Source organism: Nostoc sp. (genome assembly GCF_054880495.1).
In genome coordinates this window covers 1-21153 of sequence record NZ_JBTYKD010000157.1, presented here as the reverse complement: position 1 = coordinate 21153, position 21153 = coordinate 1, and the positions used below count along the sequence as shown (strand labels likewise).

The following is a 21153-nucleotide window of genomic DNA, read 5'->3' as shown; positions in this document are numbered from 1 at the left end:
AGGTTCTGTTATCATTACCTAGCAGCTAATCCTCTGAAACCTTTTCAGGCTCTAGTTTCTAGCTAACGAATCGCACTTTCAGCCTTAGCGTACAATTTTCCCGTTTTGGCACGGTGATGCCTGGCCCACCCGTAGGCAAAGGCGGGCAAGACTTCGGCGTGAGCGCTCAGTCGAACGCTGCCCACCCTACAAGATTGGATGATTTATTTGTTGGAAGTCCCTAATAACTCCTCACTCATCACTCCTAACTTTATTTACTTTACCCGCAAGTTCAGCAATGTTCATCTGCTCGTAATGTTCAAAAGGTTGGTGAATCCAGGGGTTGTCAGCCAAGTAATCAACATAATAATCGGGTGCTATAACTGAACAGGCTTTATACCAAAGTACGGCGGTGCGAATTTCCTCAATGGGAAAATCAATATTTTGCTTGAGCCAAGGTATAGTCTGTTGCAGTGTTACCCCAGAATCTACTAAGTCATCCACTAGAAGAATGCGCGAACCTAACTTTTCGGCAGTCATCGTCAAGTGGCGCGAGAAAATTAAATTATTTCTTTCTTGCTTACCAGCGCCACTGTAAGATGAGGTTGCTAAAATTGCCAGTGGTTGCTGGTATATACGGGAGAGAATATCTCCAACTCGTAGTCCTCCTCTAGCAAGACAGATAATCTGCTTGAATTCCCAACTGGATTGATAAATCTGAATAGCCAGTTGTTCAATTTTTTGGTGATAATCTGACCAAGAAACATAAATGTCTGGCATAAGTCTAACGGGAGTGGTAGATAACTAGTATTGAAGGCGATGCCTACTATGGTCACTGAGCCTGCGCCGAAGTGCGGGCTGTTTGGTGACGCAAACTTTATACTTTAGTATGAGCGCAAGTTATTATGAACGATTCTGCTACTGATGGTGATGCCCAACGAGATCCTCTAAGTCAAAAACTCGACTTTAAAACAAAACTGGCTTACGGTGCAGGAGATTTAGGTCCAGCAATTACTGCAAATATCTCCGTCTTTTATCTGCTGTTTTTCTTTACCAATATCGCTGGTATTCCTGCGGGTTTAGCTGGCGCTATTTTGATGATTGGCAAAATCTGGGATGGCATAAATGATCCGGTTATCGGGTTCCTGAGTGATAAAACGAAATCTCGGCGCTGGGGCCGTCGTCTTCCTTGGATGTTTTATGGAGCAATTCCCTTTGGGATTTTCTTTTTCTTGCAGTGGATTGTACCGCAATTTAGGGCAAATCAGAGTGATAATATTTGGCCGCTGTTCTGGTATTACGTAGTGATTGGGGTGCTATCTCAGTCCTTTTTCACGGTTGTGAATTTGCCTTATACGGCAATGACTCCAGAACTAACTCAAGATTACGACGAACGCACCGGCCTTAACAGCTTTCGATTTACATTTTCCATTGGTGGTAGCATTCTGTCGTTGATTTTAGCGCAAATTGTTTTTTCCCAAATTGCCGATCGCCAACAACGATATCTTGTTTTAGCAGCAATTTGTACGGTAATTTCGATTTTGGCATTATATTGGTGCGTTTTTGGAGTCCGCGATCGCATCCTGGCTTTTGAGTCCAAACGCATCCAGTCCGAAGAACCTGCATCTCTCCCCTTCTTGGAACAGCTAAAAATTGTCTTCAGCAACCGACCTTTTCTATTTGTTATTGGTATATATCTTTTTTCTTGGCTAGGTGTGCAGATTACAGCCAGCATCATCCCCTATTTTGTAGTCTATTGTATGGGTCTTAAAGAATCAGATGTGCCTACACTGCTGATTGCAGTTCAAGGAACCGCCCTGCTGATGCTATTTGTCTGGGGGGCGCTGAGTAAAAAAATCGGGAAAAAACTTGTTTATTTTCTGGGAATGAATTTATGGATTATAGCAGCTGCCGGACTATTTTTCTTACAGCCTGGTCAAATAGTTTTGATGTATTTGATGGCTGTTATGGCGGGTGTTGGTGTATCCACAGCTTATCTAATTCCCTGGTCGATGATTCCAGATGTGATTGAATTAGATGAACTCCAAACCGGACAACGCAGAGAAGGCATTTTTTATGGCTTCATGGTTTTGCTACAAAAATTTGGTTTAGCTTTCGGGCTGTTTTTGGTGGGAAATTCTTTGGAATTATCGGGTTTCAAAGCGTCTGTAGCGGGAAGTACACCACCCACCCAACCGGATTTGGCATTGTTTGCGATTCGCATTGCTGTTGGGCCTATACCTACAGTTTGTTTGATTCTTGGCTTAGTTTTAACGTATTTTTACCCAATTACCCGCGAGATGCACGCAGAGATCATGCTAAAACTCAAAGAACGGCAAGAGAAGAGAGAGGGTTAACAAAGCTACTCGAATTACCTAAAACAAAAACCTCAAAGAGTCCTGACTTTAATCCCTCTCCTTACCAAGGAGAGGGAAAGGTTTTGCGTAGCATAAACCAGGGTGAGGTTTCTTTGGGCTATTCAATAAACCAATGCCCAATGTCTTGTATTTGCGATCGCAAACTGACTTAACCTAAATATATGCCTTTGACAGAGATAAATTTAAAGGCTCTTCCAATACTCTCCGCACAATTTCGGTAACTTCCGTTGCCATCGTCTACGTTAATTCATCCCTATTTTATGCCACGCCGGAATACCTAAGCACTAACGTAAATATCTGCATTACTAAGGGACAATCCGGTATTGAGTGTAGCAATTTGGATTTTGGCGATCGCTCCTGTGCCATCTTGATCAAAGAAGAGAAAACCATTACCTTTGTTGTAAATAAATCTTTGACTACTTGTAGTGGCTGCTGTGCCAATCACAAATTTATTAGCAGCGATCGCCGCACCAGCAACTAGCCCTCCACCAAAACCAGCCGCAGACACAATAATCGTATCATCTACTACGCTAAAATCACTAATCCGGTCGATTCCTTCGCTGCGAGACTTGAAAATAAAGCGATCGCCTCAGGCACCACCTGTAAGTATATCATTACCAGTACCGCCAACCACGATATCATTACCAGTACCACCATTGAGGGTATCATTCCCAGCACGGCCATATAGCGTGTCATTGCCAGTGCCGCCATTGAGAAAATCATTGCCAGAGTCGCCATATAGCGCTTCCCCATGTACTTCGAGACTCAACAGTTTAGTCTTTAATCTTATCCACCAATTACAGGAATCACTGACACGATTTTCTCAGCTTCATTTACCCTAATCTGCGCCAACCCAAACTGTTCAATTACTGCTGCATTCGTCGTCAAATGCCTACTCACCTCAGCCGCACTGTACTGACTTTCCTGTGAAGCTAAAGCAGCTGGCAATAATAATTGGTCTGCTAAATGTTCATCGATTGCTGCGCCGGTGTGGTGAAACTCAAGCAGTTGCTGACAAGCAATCTCTGCAACTGTTTCTGCCGACAACCGCAAACGCCCGAATCCACCAAAGCCAGTCAAGCTGTTTTGATACTCAGCAGTTAAAAAAATACCCGCCCCAGGTGCCACACCTCTTTCTCGCAACGTCTGTATAGCAACTTTCAAATGGGCTTTGCGTAACAAATTTTCGGCACGATTCGCCATTCGTTGGGGAATATGCGAAGGCAATTCCGTCACCACTGCTAGTCCCCGCACCTGTTCTAACTCTCCCCGTTCTAACAAGTTGATGCCGCCGAGTTGACTACCGCCACTCACCTGTAACTCTACCTCTCCCCCACCTTGGGGAAACCAGCCCCAAGCGCCTAACTTGACTTGAGCTTTTACACCCATGCGTTGCAATATCGGCAGATAAACTTGCTCAATGTATGTCACTGTCGGGCTAAAATTTACATGAGTTCCACCCTTTAGTGTTACTTGGGAATTGCCGGATGCTAGTGCCAGAGGTAAGAGAATTGTCTGTAAAACTAGTGCGATCGCACCCGCAGAACCACCAACTTGTGCTTTACTAACATCAAAAGTATAAATTCCAGCTTGCACAGCACTACCTGGGATGAATTCCAGGAGCATTGAACCCAAACCATCACCCCGGAGTTGGGCATTACAAATTCTCGCCGCAGCCCGAACTGCTGTTAAGTGTTGTGCTGCTAATCCTGGCTTTTTGCGTCCAGCGCGAATGCCTGAAATTCGTATGGGTTCGCCAGTGATGGCGGCTAGACTTAAGGAAGTGCGAAGAACTTGTCCGCCTCCCTCTCCGTAGGAACCGTCAATTTCAATCATGGGCGATTTTAGGATGTTGGATTTTGGGTTATCCCCACGATTCTTAAAATCCTGACTTTTCACGTCATCTGGAAAAGCCCACAAAAAACCTAACCCCCTAACCCCCTTCCCGACGCGGGAAGGGTGAAAATTCAAAGTCTCTCTCCTTTTAGGAGAGAGATGAAGAAGAGAGGTTTTCTAGATACCGTGAAAAGTCAGCTTAAAATCAAAGCATAAATTATAAACGCCCAACAGCTAGCTTTTTGAAAGGAGGTTACACAAATATACAGAGAAGGTTCTGATATGTGTTTCTGTTTTTTTAACGCATAGGGACGTTGAGGAAAGCGTAGAGGAGTTAATTTTCTGCGTCCCCATTGTTGGTGCAGGGTCTCCCCTTGGAAGAAGTTAAAATCGGTGGAAGTGAGTTACAAACACAAGTTGTAGACACCACATAAAAGTTAATCCTCCAAACATTAATACCTCGAATTCTGCCCACTGCGGTATTGCTTGCCAAGATTAATATATCTGGTACTTGGATGTAAAAATCGCTTGATGGTTTATATTGAGCAGCCAGACGGCTCTGAACACCAGTTTCTGTTAACTGATTTACGTCAAGCAACTGATCCGAGCAATCCTAATACAATTGGTGGAGCGCAAGACAAAGCAAAAGTCGCCGTTCAGGGAAAGGTTATCAACTTCAATTCGGTCGCTGTCCTCACTCCCAGTCGATGACGCATGAACCACGCGGTAGAATGATTACCGAAACAGTGCTGTTAGCGGTAGCAGGGCGTTTAGCTCGTGCCCAGTTAGAGTGCTGAATGAAGAGTGCTTAGTACTAAGTGATATTACTAATATTTGATTTATCATAAATTGACTACCTAATTTTATTAGTAGTCTGGAATTATTATGGGTTTTTGATATTGAAAAATAAGTTGTAAATTCATATTTGTTATATAACCATAGGATTTAATTATTAATCTTGTTTCAAGCAGCTTTGATTGTTTATTGCTCCTTGTTGAGAATAGATACTCATGACTTTTACTTTCTAAAATGTCTTTCTGTCGCTATTTAATGTATTTTTTGATTCTCTAAGTCTATATTTATTTCAGTAATAACCGATTCTGACACTTCTGGGTACGAAATGTGGGTTCAAAGTATCTGAGCGTAAGCCCGCTTTGTTTCTGGGTTATGACAATATTTCTAGACATCGATTCAGTAGAAGTAGTTGACGTAAAATGCAGTTAGGTGGGTGTTGTTTAAATTAAATATCTAGGTTCGTTGTTTGAATGCCTCACCGATAGCGTAGCGTAAAGGCTTCTCTACGAGACGCTGCGCGTAGCTTGCTTCCACGAAGTGGTACGGCATAGCTTCTCTACGAGAGGCTGCGCCACAACGCTTAGAGCGACGCAGGAGCGTCACAGACCATCGTAGACATCGCTAAAAACCATACCCAGAATATTTAGCCGAAAATAGGCACAATCGTAGGGTTAACAAGGCTAACAAACCTAATTTCCTTAAATAAACTGGGTTTAGAGTACCTGTAATATGGGAGACTTGGCAATATTCCCTATAAATCAGATTCAAGATGAGTAATACAATTTCGGCGATCGTAGTTAAGACCCTCAACGGTGAGGATAAGCAATTAAACGATTACACCAGGAAGGTACTCTTAATTGTAAATGTGGCTTCCTACTGCTTAGTCATTAGTCATTAGTCATTAAGTAAGTGGGCGTGAATAATTAAAGGTTTGTAGTGAGTTAGCACGGTTTTGGGGTTTTCTCCCATAAGTGACTAACAAACCCGAAGGGTAAGCGCTTCAGCCCTTACTACCAAGCAATTTAATTAATTTTACATTGCGTAACATGGTTTGATTTATTCTTCCCCAGTTACTTAGGTAAAAATCTCTGTACTATTGACTATTGACTGTTAACTCTGGACTGTTAAATTTATTTACGTCCAGTCCTTTAATTGAGAATATAGTCTCGATCAGTAGTTTAATTTATTTGTGTTTAATTTGTCATGAACGTTGCAATCATTGGTTGTGGTTATGTTGGTTATAAAGTTGCTCAATATTGGCAGCAAAAGATGGATTTTGTTGTCAGTGTAACCACAACTTCCCCTGAGCGTGTGCCGGCACTAGAATCAGTATCCCAAAGAGTTGTAGTTACCCGTGGCAATGACCTAGATAGTCTAAAATCAGTTTTGCACAATCAAGATGTTGTACTTTTGAGTGTTGGTGCAAGAGGTGGGGAAGTTTATGAAGAAACTTATCTACAAACTGCCCAAAGTTTAGTTTCATCTTTGCAGCAGATTAAAAGTGTGAAACAATTAATATACACAGGCAGTTATGCAGTGTATGGTGACAGAAATGGTGTATGGGTAGATGAAGAAACACCGCTTGCACCCGCTAATTTAAATGCACAAATTCTCCGAAAAACAGAGGATGTGTTGCTATCAGCGTCTAGTGAAAATCTCCGTGTTTGTATCTTCCGCTTAGGAGGGATTTATGGGGCTGGCAGGGAACTGTTGAAAATATTTAGCAGATATTCTGGTGCAACCCGTCCTGGCAATGGCGAGGATATCACAAATTGGATTCATTTGGATGATATTGTGGGTGCGATAGAATTTGCTCGTCATCGTCGTTTGCAAGGGATTTACAATCTGGTAGATGATGCACATCTCACCAGCCGAGACTTGCTAGAGGGCTTATTTGAAAAACATAATTTACCCAAAGTTAAATGGGATACTTCTATCAAGAGTACCCGCCCATATAATGCTTGGGTGTCAAATGAAAAGCTTAAAGAGGCTGGATACCAGTTAATTCATCCACAGATGATTTTTTAGCAACTATTAGAAACTAGGAATTATGCAACCATCTGTTGTAGTTAAGTGGGGAGTGAGGAAGGTGGGGCCCCCTCTGGGAATAAGGGGTAATGGGGAGTGGGGAGTGGGGAGTGGGGAGTGGGGAGTGGGGAGTGGGGAGTTAAAAATTTTTTTGCTGCTCCTCACCTCCCTTATCTTCTAGCTTTTTGCGCCTTGGGTATCGAGAGAAAGCGATCGCACCTCGACGACTGTAATTCCTTCTTTTTGCCAAGCAGCTAACATCGCCGCCTCGACTGCCTTTGAGTGTAATTTATCTGCCAAAGCTAACAGTGTTGGTCCTGCACCGCTAATCACCATACCATAAGCACCAGCATTAACAGCTGCGATGTTGACAGCATCATAACCAGGAATCAAAGCTTTGCGATAGGGCTGATGCAATCTATCTTGCAAAGCTGTCTTTAACCATTGTCCATTACCAGTTTCCAAGCCGCGCAACAATAAACCCAAATGTGCTGTATTGAAAATTGCGTCGGCGCGACTCACTTGAGTTGGGAGAACGCCCCGCGCTTGGTGGGTGGAAAGTTCAAAATCAGGAATAGCCACAACTAGCACAATATCTTGATGCCAGGGAACATCACAAATTTCCCAAGCTGCACCACTGGTAGCAGCAAGACGACATCCTCCTAACAAGGCTGGAACTACATTATCAGGATGTCCTTCCATTGCGATCGCTAACTCCATCACCTGCGACTGACTCATAAGCCCACCCTCAAGTTGATTAGCAGCAACCAACCCACCAACAATTGCTGTCGCCGAACTACCCAAACCCCTCGCCAGTGGTACACCTAACTTTATCTCTATTTTCACAGTCGGCGGTGTCTGCTCTATATGTTGATAGAACTTGACAAACGCTTGGTAGAGGAGATTAGTTTCATCAGTTTGGACTCGTTCAGCTTCGGTACCAGTGACATGAATAATTAATCCACCTTCTTCTAGGCGAGTGAACTTGAACTCGTTGTACAGCTTTAATGCTGCACCGATGCAATCAAAACCAGGCCCCAAATTAGCAGTTGTGGCGGGAACAGTAACTGTGATAGCAGAAACAACAGACATTGGTAAAACTCACTAATCATTAACTAGCATCCCATGTATTGGTAGCAGTTTGGGGCGAGTTTTTGAGCGTTACTTGGAATACTTTGATCTACTGTTCCTTAATCCATCCTACGAGCCTTGAGTTGCAGTGGTTGTGGCTCTGGCAAAATTATACTGTGGGAATTTAAATGGTCGGATTGTGCGATCGCTCCGCCCCATCTACAAATGTCAGTCTCAAAAGTGATTGATGATACATAAAATTAAATTAATTTCCTGAGATACAACATTTAGTGGAGTTTAATATTAAGTAAGTTTTGGAAAGCACAAATGCGACTTTCCTATAAAATTAATTATAAATATTGGACTGTTAAATTTACTTTCCTAGCAACTTTTCTTCGTAACTCTAATTAAAAAACGTAGAGCTTCATTTACTGCTTGAGCATTGGGAAATATTTCTGCAATATCTTCTTCTAAATGAACTGTCAAACCTTCAGAAATTTTGCTATCATGTTCAAATTTTCCCATATTGTTACTTTCAAACAAATTATAAAACTGAGGTTTAGTTTCAGATACAAGCTTTTGAGAAGATGAATCATTTATTTTTTTAACGAGGGATTCCCAACTAGTAGCTTTCAGCTTAAAGTAATCTTTTGCTTCACGTAATGTTTTAAACTGTTGCTTTAGAATATCAACCGTATAAATATCCTTTTGATACGTCTGGGTTTGTTTATTAAGGTCTTCCTCAACCATATCAACTACCTCATTAACGAGTCGGTCATAATTTTCGGAAATTTGAGCCGCAGCCCCCAAAATACGGGAGGTGGCTTTGATCTGCACCTCATTTTCTTGTTTAAGTCTATCAGCAATATTACGAATTTGCTCCCCTAACTTACCTTTACTTTGATTTCCTATGTTTGATGCTGATTTTTTGCTCATAAAGATGCTTGTTTATTCCGAAAGTATTTCTTTAATAGCAAGCCAGATGCGTTTAAACTTTTGTACCAGACCGACAGGATTACCTGTTGTTTCCTCTTCCACCGAATCTACTAGAGATTGAATACGATCCATGCGTTTTGCTACAAGGTAGAGGTTATTTATGGCATCATCTTTACTTACGAGGGATTCACGCAGCAGAACGACCATCTCAGCGATTTCCCGTTTTAGCCTTTCGTTCTCGGCTTTACGACGAGTTTCCCATCCCTTAATACCAGCCTTGGAACGTCGCTCAAATTTAAGTTGTGTTTGTGCCTCATTATATAGAGTTAAATAGTTGTCTCGCTCAGACTTGATTTCTTCATATTGGGCAAGTAATTCAGTTGCTCTTGCTTTTTCTTCATTGTAACGATGTAGAGCTTGCTGATAATTTTTTTGCTCATCAATATATATCTGGTAATTGTGTGCTACACGTTCTTTTAATTCATTAACCTCAACTTGGTAAGTTTGGATATCTTGCTGAACTTGAGTTAGTTGGGATGCAGCTTCCTGATTTTTTTTCGCACGTTGTTGCCATTCATCACGTTGGGCAATTAATTCAACTGCTTTGGTTTTTGCTTCATTGTAACGATTTAGAGCCTGCTGATAATTTTCTTGTTCACCAAGATAAATTAAATAGTTGTTTGCTATGCGTTCTTTTAATTCGTTAACCTCAACTTGATAAGTGTGGATATTTTGCTGAACTTGACTTAGTTGGGATGCAGCTTCCTGATTTTCTTTCGCACGTTCTTGCCATTCATCACGTTGGGCAATTAATTCAATTGCTCTAGTTTTTTCTCCATTGTAGAGGCATAAAGCCTGCTGATAATTTTTTTGTTCATTCAGATATATCTGTTTTAACTCGTTAACTTCAATTTGGTAAGTTTGGATATCTTGCTGAACTTGAGTAAGTTGAGACGCAGCTTCTTGATTTTCTTTCGCAAGTCGTTCCCATCGAATCGCATCAGCACGAGCATTTCTCAAAAAATGGTTAAGCTCATGATTAGAAAGTGGTTCTTTCGCAGGTGGGTGAGGATTATTGACAGGAGGAGGTTTCTCACGACCCTTCTTTGCGTCTCGCATAGTCATAATAAATGTTGTAAATATTACTTTAATCCCTATGTTAATACAGTCTTTTTTAATTGAAAATCTACTTTACAAAAGTTTTATTTTGTCAAGACCAGTTTTCTAAGTTCATTTACGCCACCAAACTGATCTTTTATTATCTCGTGCGATCGCGTAATCCTAGTATAAAAGTGATCGCCTCAACATTAAAAGCGATCACTTTTTTCCCCTAACTGTCTAAAAAGTTCCTAAAACGGGCGCTACCTCAACCTCGGAAATTTGTGGAGCCAAGAATCCCTTAGCATAAATCTGGGGATTGGTTTGCGAGACTATGGCATAAGACTGGCGAAGATTAGCATTGACTGCGACAGTCTTCACGTCGTACATCTGCATCGCCATCTTTGGATAAAAACCAATACCAATAATCAGCAGCAGAAAACAGGCAGCGATAAACACCTCACGCGGTCTAGCATCGTCGTAGACTGCATCTTCTGGCACGAAGCAGTCTGTACCAAAACAAACTGTTCCATCATCTTCTTGATTTTCCAAGCCTGCATTATTAATGTCGCAGATGAGTGCTGCACCGTCACCATAAAATACTTCTCGCAGCATGGAAAGTAGATAGATTGGTGTGAGGATGACTCCAACCGCGGCGAGAAAAACTGTTACAGTGCAGAAAGTCGAACTGTAAACGTCACTACTTGTCAGACCAACGAATACTGAGAGTTCGCCAGCAAAGCCGCTCATACCCGGAAGTGCCAGAGATGCCATCGCTGCGATTGTAAACAGGGCAAAGACTTTGGGCATGGCTTGACCAATACCGCCCATATCTTTCATTACCATTGTGTGGGTGCGATCGTAAGTAACGCCTGCTAAAAAGAACAGTACCGATGCAATCAAACCATGTGAAATCATCTGCAACATCGCGCCGTTGATTCCCAAATCAGTAAAGGACGCAATCCCAAGCAATACAAACCCCATATGGGAAATCGACGAATAAGCTAAACGCCGCTTCATATTGGTCTGAGCAAAGGAGTTTAATGCACCATAGATAATATTCACAACACCCAGAATGGCTAGAACCGGCGCAAAGTAAATATGTGCATCGGGGAGTAATTCAAGATTCAGGCGAATCAGCCCGTATCCGCCCATCTTCAGTAACACACCAGCCAGAATCATCGATACAGGAGAGGATGCTTCGCCGTGGGCATCAGGCAACCAGGTATGCATGGGGAAAACAGCAAGCTTGACACCAAATGCAATCAACAACCCTGCATAAAGTAGTAGTTGTAGACCAAGGGGATATTCCTTCCTGGCGAGGGCGGTTATGTCAAATGTCATATTACCGCCGCCGTATAATCCCATTGCCAGCGCTGCCACCAAAATAAATATAGAAGCGGCTGCGGTATACAACAAAAATTTTGTAGCCGCATAACGACGCCTTTGCCCACCCCAAATGCAGACTAGTAGGTAGACGGGAATCAGCTCTACTTCCCACATAATGAAAAATAGCAGCAAGTCTTTGGCAACGAACACCCCTACCTGTGCGGAATACAGCACCAGCATCAAGAAATAGAAGAGGCGGGGTCGGTGATCAACTTGCCAAGCGGAAAAAATCGAGAGTGTGGTGACAAATCCTGCTAGAAGCACAAGTGGCACTGAAAGTCCATCGACTGATACCGCCCAGTTCAAACCTAACTGAGGCACCCAGGCATAATTTTCCCCAAGTTGAAAACTAGCACTGCTGGCATCATAATGCTTCCAAAAGACATAGCACATCAACGCAAAGTCTGCAATACTTACACCTAGTGCATACCACCGAACACGCTTGCCATCTTTATCAGGCAGCACAGGGATAAGCAAGGCAGCAACGAGTGGCAGTAAGACAATTGCGGTAAGCCAGGGAAATTGATCCGCTATCATGTATATGAGGAAAAATACTTATTTGTCAATTATGTCATTGTACTAAAGTTTGTAACATTTTCTTCATAAATCTTTGTGCCATTGACCGTTTTGACGGAAAAAGAATTGACTTGAAAATGGGGAGTGGGGAATTGGGAAGAAAGATTTTTACTGGCTCACGGTACTAATCCAGCACGCAACGCACGGACAGCAGCCTGTGTACGGTCAGCAACACAGAGTTTATTGAGAATACCTCGAACATGAGTTTTTACAGTACCGACTGTTAGATACAGCCTTTTGGCAATTTCTGCATTGTCACACCCAGCGACAATCAACTCTAAAACATCCATCTCTCTATTAGTTAAAGGATAGCCGACTATACTTTTCTCAATATCTGGGTTAATACCTTCAATTAAGACTCTTTTTCCAGCTGTGCCTCTGCTAGCATCGGGGAAATCTTGACGTATTTGTTGTAGTACAAGGTCTGCGATCGCTGGATCGATCCATGATGCACCTGCATAAGTCGTTTTCACAGCCTCAACTAGTTTCTCAGTTTCGATATCCTTCATGCAATAAGAATCTGCACCCGCCGCAAATGCTGCTAAAACTGCCTGTTCGCTATTCTGCATCGTTAAAATTAGCAGCTTTGTTGTATAATTTTCATTTTCTGCTTGATATTGCCTAAATGTGCGTGTTAGCTCAATCCCATCCATATCAGGCAAACCAATGTCAATAGTAGCAACATCAGGCTTGAGTGTTTTCAGAAGCTTGATGCCGTCGGCGGCATTTGCGGCTTCACCAACAATGTTTAACTCTGGCTGCGTTTGTAAGGCAGCCCGTAAGCCGATTCTTGTCAGGTTGTGATCTTCAATCACAAGGATCTTGATTTCACTCATAGTTGCTTAACTTTACTGTTATCTATCTAAAATACAGATTAAAATAATCTCGTTCTTCTATTTGGGATTTTATACAAAAAACAATGCGCTTAGTATTGTTCCCTGAACTTCATCTACCATTAGACATAAATAACCTGATCTCGGAAGTTTTTCTCAGGCAACAGTTTCGATATTACAATATAATTCAATCAAAAAATATTGTTATACATGAACCTGATGGTGGATATTTTATAGTAATAGCAAGCAAGAGTGGGTGACTAATTAATACAGTACTTACGCAAACAATAGTCGAAATCCTTATTTTCACGTAGGGGCAATTCATGTAGCTTTAGCTTCCCGCAGGGTATTGCCACGGAGGGCGTGTACTTTTGCGTAAGTCCTATATATAATAGTTGCCTTTGCAGTAGCTAGGATGATGTACAAAAAATTGACTAAACTACCTCACACTAGCACCAGGCACAGATATTGGTTAGATAATCGGACTAAGATACTTATCAAAAAGTAATATTAATTAATACAGGCTTTAAAGGACTACAGTGTAATTACGTATATAGTAAGATATTTAATTTAGGAAACTTTAAAGGAAAATACAAATTCTTAATAATCTCAGCGCTAGTGAAGTAAGCTATTACTAGATTTGCTAGGGATAGCCAAGCACTTCTTTTTTATTTAGCCATGTCTTTAACTAAAAGTGTCAAAAAAGATAAAATTCTCGTTGTCGATGATGTTTTTGACAATTTACTAGTCTTAGAAGCAGTCCTAGAAGATGAGGACTATGAGATTAACTTGGTGGAAGATAGCAAAATTGCTCTGAGTATGGTTGAGCAGTCGCCGCCAGACTTAATTCTCTTAGATGTGATGATGCCGGAGATAGATGGCTATGAATTTACTCGACGCATCCGACAGAATCAGGCGTTGCCATTTATCCCCATTTTGCTGCTCACGGCTCACTATGAGTCTAGCGTTGTTGAAGGACTTGATGCTGGTGCAGATGACTTTATTCGTAAACCATTCGATCCTGATGAACTACATGCACGAGTGCGATCGCTCCTGCGCCTCAAGCATAGTATCGACGAACGAGATCAGATGGCTAACCTCCGGGCAGATTTTGTCTCGCGTTTTACTCACGATTTACGCATACCTCTAGTAGCCTCCAACCGCGTATTAAAATTATTGCTGGAAGGCAGATTTTGCGAAGTTTCGCCACAATTGGAAGAAATAATTGATACCATGATTGGCAGTAATCAAGACCTGCTGGAAATGGTAAATACCTTGTTAGAAGTTTATCGTCATGAAGCAGGCTGTAAAACCTTAAAAATTTCTCGCTGCAATATTCAAGAATTAGTTAGTGAAGTTTCCCAAGAATTAACTCCCTTAGCTGAAGAAAAAGGATTAGCTGTAAACCTTGATAAAAGTGAAACTGCAAGTACCATCATGGGCGATCGCGTAGAACTGCGGCGAGTTTTGACAAATATCATCGGCAATGCGATCAAATTTACAGATAAAGGTTCTGTAGATATTCGCTGTTATCTCACTCCGGTAGCTGTGACTATTGATATCCAAGATACGGGATCGGGAATTTCTAAACAAGACCAGACAATATTATTCGAGCGATTTCGCCAAGGTAAACACCAGCGTTCTGGAAGTGGTTTGGGTCTATATTTATCTCGCTGCATTATTGAAGCACATCAAGGCACAATCAATGTGACATCTGAACCAGGGAAGGGTAGTACATTCACTATAAGTCTACCTGTCGCTGGTGAAAACTAAAAGTAGCGATAGGCAAAAAATCTCTGGTAAAACACAGATTTAAGAAAGGGAGAATATTAGACGAGATGGTTGAAAATACTTTCGTCTTTAATCACTAAATCAGGTTAGTCAAATGTCTGAACTTACGGATGAACTTCAATATATTTTGAATTCTTTGATTGTTACAATCCAGGTTTAACTCGCCAGCAGATTGATGAAATTACTAAGGATTGTGGTTTAGGGATTTGACGATTTCATTCCGACCTAATTATTAGGGACTGACAAATAAAAAAATATTCAATTATTTATTGTGGGGTGGGCATCTCGCCCGCCCAGTTTATATGGCGTGCGAGACGCCCACCCCACAAGTAGTAGTAATTTATTTCTTGGAGTTCCCTTAGATTTTATCAAGGCTAATCACGGAATTTGCCAAAACTCTACCACAAGAACTTTCTGGTAGCATGAAGCAACAGGTAGCGATTGAAGCATCCCATAGTCAAAATAAATACCCCAAACATCGATTAGTGCGTAAATTTATGTAAATAGATGAGATTTACTTCAGTTCAAAAACGAACTGAGGCGATTTATGATTTGGATTTGACGCTAAGATTTTTTATTTGTCCAAAGTCCAATAGAATTGTTCTGGCGTTTAAATTCGCTTGCTCTTAGTGCGATCGCTGCGTGATTGCCTACGCCAGGTACGCGATCGCAGTTGCTTTCATCGTGGGTTCTCTAACGGAATACAAGTCGGCGCTTTTATATGTTGCCTGACTTTGCCTTTCATATTAAAATTTGGAAGTAATACTTCATGGTTAATGCATTTAAACGTTCAATTCGGATAATTAAAGATGCGCCCCTGTATGTCTGATTTCCTTTATCACCCTAGAGAATTTATCTTTTTCCATTTCCAACCCTTTTTTGCGGTGGGCTGTACTTAGGGTAAGTAGGGGCGGACGATCGCGTAGATGCGATCGCATCACTGGTTAATTAACTACTGGATGCTGCAGAGAGTTAGCTCCTATGTCATCCTAGTTAGGAGAGTTAATTCGGTGATGTCTTTGGTTTTAGTATTGAAGGGCTTTTTCCTTTTAGTATTTACAGACTTCTCAGAGAAATTAAAATCTCTACACAGTGATGATTTTGGAGATAATCGATGTCAATTTATGTAGGTAACCTCTCTTATGACGTTACACAAGAGGATTTAAGTGGTATTTTTGCAGAATATGGTACTGTAAAGCGAGTTCAAGTACCTACCGACCGTGAAACAGGCCGTCCGCGAGGCTTTGCTTTTGTGGAAATGGGAACTGACGCTGAAGAAACAGCTGCCATTGAAGCTTTAGACGGTGCTGAGTGGATGGGTCGTGACCTGAAAGTGAATAAGGCTAAACCCAAGGAAGACAGAGGTGATAGAGGTTCGTTTGGTGGTAATCGAGGCGGATATGGTGGTGGCGGCGGTGGACGCTCCCGCTACTAACTTTAGAAACAAAAAAATTTACCTAGAGTCTTAAGTCAGACAAGGAGTCTGTCTTTTTTTTGCACTGTTACTACCTGCATACTCATTGATTAAGTCAACTTAGTAGGAGAGATAATGACCCAAGTAATTGTAGGTGACAATGAACACATTGAATCCGCCTTACGACGATTTAAGCGAGAAGTTTCCAAGGCTGGAATTTTTCCAGACATGAGAAAGCATCGTCATTTTGAAACGCCCCTAGAAAAACGCAAGCGCAAAGAAGTTGCCAAGCACAGACAGAGTAAGAGAAGTTTTCGTAATTAAGGACTGACATAAATATAAACTAATGCCCTCATAGCTTTTATGAGGGCATTGGTTTTGTCTATTTTAAAATCAGGAAACCTAAAGAAACGCTAAAATCAAGTCAGCCTTTGTATTGTAGCGGTTGTGTCCCACATCACTCAGAGGGCGGTTCACTGCATAAATCCTGATTGTCAACGTCCTTATCCTCAGCCTTGGGGAAACAAATTTTGCAACAGCTGTGGCGCACCGCTAGAGCTGTTAGACCGCTATGTTCCACTTCAGCCCTTGGGATCGGGAGGATTTGCTCAAATCTACACGGTTTGGGATGAAAAAACTCAAACCGAGAAAGTACTGAAAGTGTTGGTAGAAGATTCACCAAAAGCACTGGAATTATTTACCCAAGAGGCGGCGGTTTTATCTAACTTGCAGCATCCGGGTGTCCCCACAGTTGATGCCGATGGATATTTTCAGGTAAAGCTGTTTAATCCTAAACCGCACCAACTGCCTTGTCTGGTAATGGAAAAAATTAATGGGCGGACTTTAGAGGAGATATTAAAAAAGTTTCCCCAAGGATGTCCAGAGGATTTGGTTTTAAACTGGTTTGCCCAAGCTGTACAAATTTTACAGGAATTACACAAACGTCAGATTATTCACCGGGATATCAAACCTTCTAATTTAATGCTAGGAACCTTTTCGCCAACTGTAACCCCACCTCAAGGGCAAACAGAGGGCGATCGCCTGGTACTAATTGATTTTGGCGGGGCAAAACAATTTAGCCCCTCTAAGCTGCGTTCTCAGTCTAGTTCCACCCGATTATTTTCTTCTGGCTACAGTCCACCAGAACAAGTGACTGGCGGGATTGTCAGGCCAAGTGCTGATTTTTATGCCCTCGGTCGAACGGTAATTGAACTACTAACAGGCAAATACCCGCTAGAATTGGAAGATCAGCAAACGGGTAAATTACATTGGCGAACTACGATAAATGTCAACCCCCAATTAGCAGATTTGCTCGATGAGATGGTGGAGGCGGATGTGCGATCGCGTCCGGCAAATGCAGCGATAATTCAGAAACGGTTGGCGAAGATTTCTCAATCATTACCGCCGCCAGGGTTGTTTTCCCAACTGCGAGATCAGGTTAAGCAAGCCTCAACGCAAGCTTACCAGAGATTTACACTGCTAAAGTTAGCTATTGAACAAGTTTTAGCTAACTTTAGCCAAGCTGTAAGCAAAAGCGTTATTTTCATCGCTCAGACAATCATCAAAATTTTCCAAGCTTGTTTGGCGACGATTTGGGCGATAATCCTGAGTAGTATCGGCGCTTATTTTGGTGCGATCGCTGGTTTTATTTTGGCCTATCGCACTAGCTTGGGGCATCGGGTTGTGGAATTTCTTGGGAGTCAGCTAAAGGAATTAGTGCCAAATGCTCAACCCCACTTTGGGCCAGATATTTTGGTGTTCGTCGCCGCAGGCTGGGGAACCGCATGGGGACTGACAGTATCCGGGTGTTTTGGTCAACGGCGGCGTTTTTTAGTAGCGTCGCTGATGGGTATAGTTAGCTATGGCTTCGGCTGGTTGATTTTGCAATTAATCACCCCAAAAGATAGTGGTGAAGGCTTAGTAGCAGTGATTTTAGTGGCAGTTTCCCTACTCACCTTGAGTTTAGGTCTTCGCAGCCATCATATAGTGTACGCTGTGTTCGCTGCCTTTGGTAGTGCGATCGGCTATGCACTTTTGATTCTTTTGAAGTTAGCACCTGCTATCTTCCAATTTTCAAGTCTTCCAGGCTGGCCGGAGTTATACAAGCCTCTGATTTTTTTTGGTTCTGTGGGCTTCTTTGTCAGCTTCTGGTTAGGAGTGAGTTACTACCTAATTGTCCCTGGATTGCGCCTTTTGGGATGGCGGTGAACTACTCCTAGTAGCTATAAAGCTGAACTAGGAGCTTCTGTAATCACGGGGGAGTGCCTAAACTTAGACTTTCGCCCAAGATTAGGACTTACCTCCCCTCCTACAGCAGAGACGGCTGATAGCGAGTCTTCTCCCAAGGGGAGACGCCAAGGGGGAACGAACGTCACCTTCCGCCTTTATCATTTCGACTACGCCCAATGCAAGCATTCTCATATTCTCTGCTCTAATATTTATCGCTGCGTTTGCATCACGATCATGATGAGTATTGCAATGAGGACAAGTCCATTCACGGATATCCAACGGCATTTCACTAATTTGATGGAAACAATTAGAACAGAGTTTTGAACTGGGGAACCATCTATCAATCTCAATCAACTTTCCACCTTTGCGTTCTAGTTTATAGGCTATAATCAAATAAAATAATTGGTGATTCGTCATGCATCCAGTATTTGTTTTTACTTATGTTTTAAATCAATCCTAGACGCAATCCTTATCACCCCCTCACAATCCCCATCTTAGGAGTACCTTGTTAGCGTAGCGTCTCGCAGAGAAGATGGGGAGTTCCGCGAAGCGTTAAAATAATTCGTAATTCGTAATTAATCAAGTGCCCAAAAACAAGATCCCCCTAGTCGGATTTTCATCGATCTAGGGGGATCACATATTTGGTAGTCTATAATTGGTTCAGTATACTTGCCTACAAATCGATTCTATAGCCTAGATTTCGGTTTGAGTAGTTTTACCATTAGAATTCATAGTATTTTTACACATTCTTAATCAATGCTTCATCCCTGTTCTTCCTTAGACAAGTGGTATATGTAAGTATGACAGTACGCAATGTGCGTAATTTGTCAAATTGTGGATATCTGTAAAAAATATGAAACTCAAGATTGTCGCTACCGTCGCCTTGTTAGCTTGTTTCGGGTTTGCAGAGCCGAGCCTTGCATTAAATCAGCTAGACTTGGATCAGTTGAAGGCAACAAGTACCTGTCCTCGGTGTAATTTGAGTGGTGCTGACTTAAGTAAACTGAATCTAAACGGAGCAAATTTGCGAGGAGCTGACTTAAGCAACGCTACATTATCTCAAGCTAATCTCACGAATGCCGATCTCACCGGTGCCAATTTAGAAAGTGCTATTCTGAATTCGGCGAATCTCAGTGGTGCTTCCTTAACAGGAGCAAATTTGAAATCAGCATCCCTGGAAAATGCCGATCTATCTTATGCCGGTTTAATCAGCGCCAATTTAGAAGCAGCAAACTTAAAAAATGCCAATTTGCAGTTTACCAATTTTCGGGGGGCTAACTTCCGACTAACAACTATGGCTAATGGTATCGTCACCTCCGACAAACCCTATGGCTGGTCGTTAGAGCGTCAAAATCCCAGAGAATGTAACGAGTTCAAACCCGAAAATACCCGAGGCACAACCTGTTATTCCAAATAAACTGGCATTGGGCATTGCCTATTCTCCTCATCTCCCCCTCCACCTTTGCTTGTTCTCAACTCTCGTTGTAGTATGCCAAAAGCATTTTGTTTGTTAACAGTTCTTTATCATGGGAAAAAAGCTTGGAGATTAATTTAGTCAATGCTTACCCGTATTAAAGACTTAGCAGCAAACTTAGCACCCCGCTTAATTGAAATTCGCCGCCACATCCACTCTCACCCAGAACTTAGCGGTCAGGAGTACCAAACAGCAGCCTTCGTAGCTGGTGTTCTGTCTTCCAGTGGGCTGCACGTCCAAGAGGGAGTCGGCAAAACCGGCGTGATTGGAGAACTGCAAGGCACTAGCCAAAATGACCGTTTATTGGCAATTCGCACTGATATGGATGCCTTGCCAATTCAAGAGGGCACCAATTTGGAATATGCCTCTCGCGCAGATGGTATTATGCACGCTTGCGGTCACGATGTCCACACTACTGTCGGGTTAGGAACGGCAATGGTGCTGTCCCAAGTTGCAGAGGATTTGGGTGGGAAAGTGCGGTTTTTATTTCAGCCCGCCGAGGAAATTGCCCAAGGCGCAAGCTGGATGGTGAAAGATGGGGCAATGGAAAATGTCTCAGCTTTATTAGGGGTTCATGTTTTCCCTTCTATACCCGCAGGTTCTATTGGCGTGCGTTACGGGGCATTGACAGCGGCGGCCGATGACTTAGAAATTCTGATTATAGGAGAATCTGGGCATGGGGCGCGTCCCCATGAGGCGATTGATGCAATTTGGATTGCTTGCCAAATTATTACTGCACTGCAACAAGCGATCAGCCGCACACAAAATCCCTTGCGTCCTGTAGTCTTGAGCATCGGGAAGATTAATGGTGGTAGAGCGCCGAATATAATTGCGGATAAAGTGCAGTTATTGGGAACCGTGCGATCGCTCCATCCCGAAACCCGTGCCCAGCTTCCAAACTGGATTGAAAACATTGTATCTAATCTCTGTGATACCTACGGGGCAAGCTATGAAGTCAATTATCGCCAGGGTGTACCCAGCGTCCAAAATGATTACGTCCTAACGCAATTGTTACAATCAGCCGCAGAAGAAGCTTGGAGTTGCGATCGCGTCCAAGTCTTACCCGAACCTTCCCTTGGGTCGGAAGATTTTTCAATGTATCTGGAACACGCCCCCGGTTCTATGTTTCGCTTGGGTGTAGGCTACAAAGAAAGAATCATTAACCACCCATTACATCATCCCCAATTTGAAGTCGATGAATCTGCGATTATCACCGGGGTTGTAACTCTGGCATACACCGCTTATAAATACTGTCAGCAAAATTTGTAAATAAAAACTCCCAGTAGATAAGTGCTGGGAGTTTTTGTTTAAGTAATCTTTTTTAGC

The 21153-nt window shown here is 42.4% G+C and carries 19 protein-coding genes and 1 pseudogene; 10 read left to right on the top strand and 10 right to left on the bottom strand.

Annotated features, from left to right (window positions below; translation table 11 throughout):
• Window positions 1-231 precede the first annotated feature (231 nt).
• The gene (locus tag ACYTXL_RS15810; protein WP_461925562.1) at window positions 232-759 is read right to left on the bottom strand and encodes a phosphoribosyltransferase; all 528 of its coding nucleotides are present in this window, start codon (window positions 757-759) and stop codon (window positions 232-234) included.
• Between the two features lie 125 nt (window positions 760-884).
• Here ACYTXL_RS15810 and ACYTXL_RS15805 point away from each other — a divergent pair, with 125 nt between their 5' ends.
• Window positions 885-2336: an MFS transporter gene (locus ACYTXL_RS15805; RefSeq protein WP_461925561.1), complete on the top strand. Its 1452-nt coding sequence runs from the start codon at window positions 885-887 to the stop codon at window positions 2334-2336.
• Between the two features lie 298 nt (window positions 2337-2634).
• Here ACYTXL_RS15805 and ACYTXL_RS15800 read toward each other — a convergent pair whose 3' ends face one another.
• The 3 genes from ACYTXL_RS15800 to rtcA form a co-directional block, all read right to left on the bottom strand.
• Window positions 2635-2865, bottom strand: coding sequence for a hypothetical protein (locus tag ACYTXL_RS15800; protein WP_461925560.1), 231 nt, complete (start codon window positions 2863-2865; stop codon window positions 2635-2637).
• Window positions 2866-2946: 81 nt separating this feature from the next.
• The gene (locus tag ACYTXL_RS15795; protein ID WP_461925559.1) at window positions 2947-3126 is read right to left on the bottom strand and encodes a calcium-binding protein; all 180 of its coding nucleotides are present in this window, start codon (window positions 3124-3126) and stop codon (window positions 2947-2949) included.
• A gap of 17 nt (window positions 3127-3143) precedes the next feature.
• Window positions 3144-4193 (bottom strand): RNA 3'-terminal phosphate cyclase, encoded by a 1050-nt coding sequence (gene rtcA / locus ACYTXL_RS15790; protein WP_461925563.1) that lies wholly within the window; start codon window positions 4191-4193, stop codon window positions 3144-3146.
• Between the two features lie 531 nt (window positions 4194-4724).
• Here rtcA and ACYTXL_RS15785 point away from each other — a divergent pair.
• The 3 genes from ACYTXL_RS15785 to ACYTXL_RS15775 all read left to right on the top strand — a co-directional run bounded on the left by ACYTXL_RS15785 (window position 4725) and on the right by ACYTXL_RS15775 (window position 7016).
• Entirely contained in the window at window positions 4725-4904 is a 180-nt protein-coding gene (locus tag ACYTXL_RS15785; protein ID WP_461925558.1) for a hypothetical protein, read from the top strand.
• Between the two features lie 853 nt (window positions 4905-5757).
• Window positions 5758-5886 carry a hypothetical protein gene (locus ACYTXL_RS15780; protein ID WP_461925557.1) on the top strand — a complete coding sequence of 43 codons (129 nt, stop codon included), beginning with the start codon at window positions 5758-5760 and terminating at the stop codon, window positions 5884-5886.
• Between the two features lie 305 nt (window positions 5887-6191).
• Window positions 6192-7016, top strand: a complete 825-nt coding sequence (locus tag ACYTXL_RS15775) for an SDR family oxidoreductase (protein ID WP_461925556.1) — start codon at window positions 6192-6194, stop codon at window positions 7014-7016.
• Between the two features lie 177 nt (window positions 7017-7193).
• Here ACYTXL_RS15775 and thrB read toward each other — a convergent pair whose 3' ends face one another.
• The 5 genes from thrB to ACYTXL_RS15750 all read right to left on the bottom strand — a co-directional run bounded on the left by thrB (window position 7194) and on the right by ACYTXL_RS15750 (window position 12922).
• Complete coding sequence (gene thrB / locus ACYTXL_RS15770; RefSeq protein ID WP_461925555.1) at window positions 7194-8108, bottom strand: homoserine kinase; 915 nt, start codon at window positions 8106-8108, stop codon at window positions 7194-7196.
• A 360-nt stretch (window positions 8109-8468) separates the two neighbouring features.
• A complete protein-coding gene (locus ACYTXL_RS15765; protein WP_461925554.1) occupies window positions 8469-9023 on the bottom strand; it encodes a hypothetical protein in 555 nt (184 codons plus the stop codon).
• Between the two features lie 12 nt (window positions 9024-9035).
• Window positions 9036-10148, bottom strand: a complete 1113-nt coding sequence (locus ACYTXL_RS15760; RefSeq protein WP_461925553.1) for a hypothetical protein — start codon at window positions 10146-10148, stop codon at window positions 9036-9038.
• Between the two features lie 213 nt (window positions 10149-10361).
• The gene (locus ACYTXL_RS15755) at window positions 10362-12047 is read right to left on the bottom strand and encodes an NAD(P)H-quinone oxidoreductase subunit 4 (protein ID WP_461925552.1); all 1686 of its coding nucleotides are present in this window, start codon (window positions 12045-12047) and stop codon (window positions 10362-10364) included.
• A gap of 155 nt (window positions 12048-12202) precedes the next feature.
• Window positions 12203-12922: a response regulator gene (locus ACYTXL_RS15750; RefSeq protein ID WP_461925551.1), complete on the bottom strand. Its 720-nt coding sequence runs from the start codon at window positions 12920-12922 to the stop codon at window positions 12203-12205.
• Window positions 12923-13597: 675 nt separating this feature from the next.
• Between ACYTXL_RS15750 and ACYTXL_RS15745 the strand changes: the two genes are divergently transcribed.
• The 4 genes from ACYTXL_RS15745 (at window position 13598) to ACYTXL_RS15730 (ending at window position 18332) form a co-directional block, all read left to right on the top strand.
• A complete protein-coding gene (locus ACYTXL_RS15745) occupies window positions 13598-14692 on the top strand; it encodes a sensor histidine kinase (protein WP_461925550.1) in 1095 nt (364 codons plus the stop codon).
• A 1132-nt stretch (window positions 14693-15824) separates the two neighbouring features.
• On the top strand, window positions 15825-16145 hold the full coding sequence (locus tag ACYTXL_RS15740; protein ID WP_461925549.1) for an RNA recognition motif domain-containing protein: 321 nt from the start codon (window positions 15825-15827) through the stop codon (window positions 16143-16145).
• A gap of 114 nt (window positions 16146-16259) precedes the next feature.
• Window positions 16260-16448, top strand: coding sequence for a 30S ribosomal protein S21 (gene rpsU / locus ACYTXL_RS15735; protein ID WP_012407716.1), 189 nt, complete (start codon window positions 16260-16262; stop codon window positions 16446-16448).
• A gap of 123 nt (window positions 16449-16571) precedes the next feature.
• A complete protein-coding gene (locus ACYTXL_RS15730) occupies window positions 16572-18332 on the top strand; it encodes a serine/threonine protein kinase (RefSeq protein WP_461925548.1) in 1761 nt (586 codons plus the stop codon).
• A gap of 14 nt (window positions 18333-18346) precedes the next feature.
• Here the strand turns inward: ACYTXL_RS15730 and ACYTXL_RS15725 are convergent.
• Window positions 18347-18776: pseudogene (locus ACYTXL_RS15725) on the bottom strand (zinc ribbon domain-containing protein); the annotation flags it as partial.
• A 430-nt stretch (window positions 18777-19206) separates the two neighbouring features.
• On the opposite strand from ACYTXL_RS15725, the gene ACYTXL_RS15720 reads away from it, so the two are divergent.
• Both ACYTXL_RS15720 and ACYTXL_RS15715 read left to right on the top strand, forming a co-directional pair.
• Entirely contained in the window at window positions 19207-19770 is a 564-nt protein-coding gene (locus tag ACYTXL_RS15720; protein ID WP_461925547.1) for a pentapeptide repeat-containing protein, read from the top strand.
• 141 nt (window positions 19771-19911) lie between these two features.
• Window positions 19912-21096 (top strand): M20 family metallopeptidase, encoded by a 1185-nt coding sequence (locus ACYTXL_RS15715; RefSeq protein WP_461925546.1) that lies wholly within the window; start codon window positions 19912-19914, stop codon window positions 21094-21096.
• Window positions 21097-21153 lie beyond the last annotated feature (57 nt).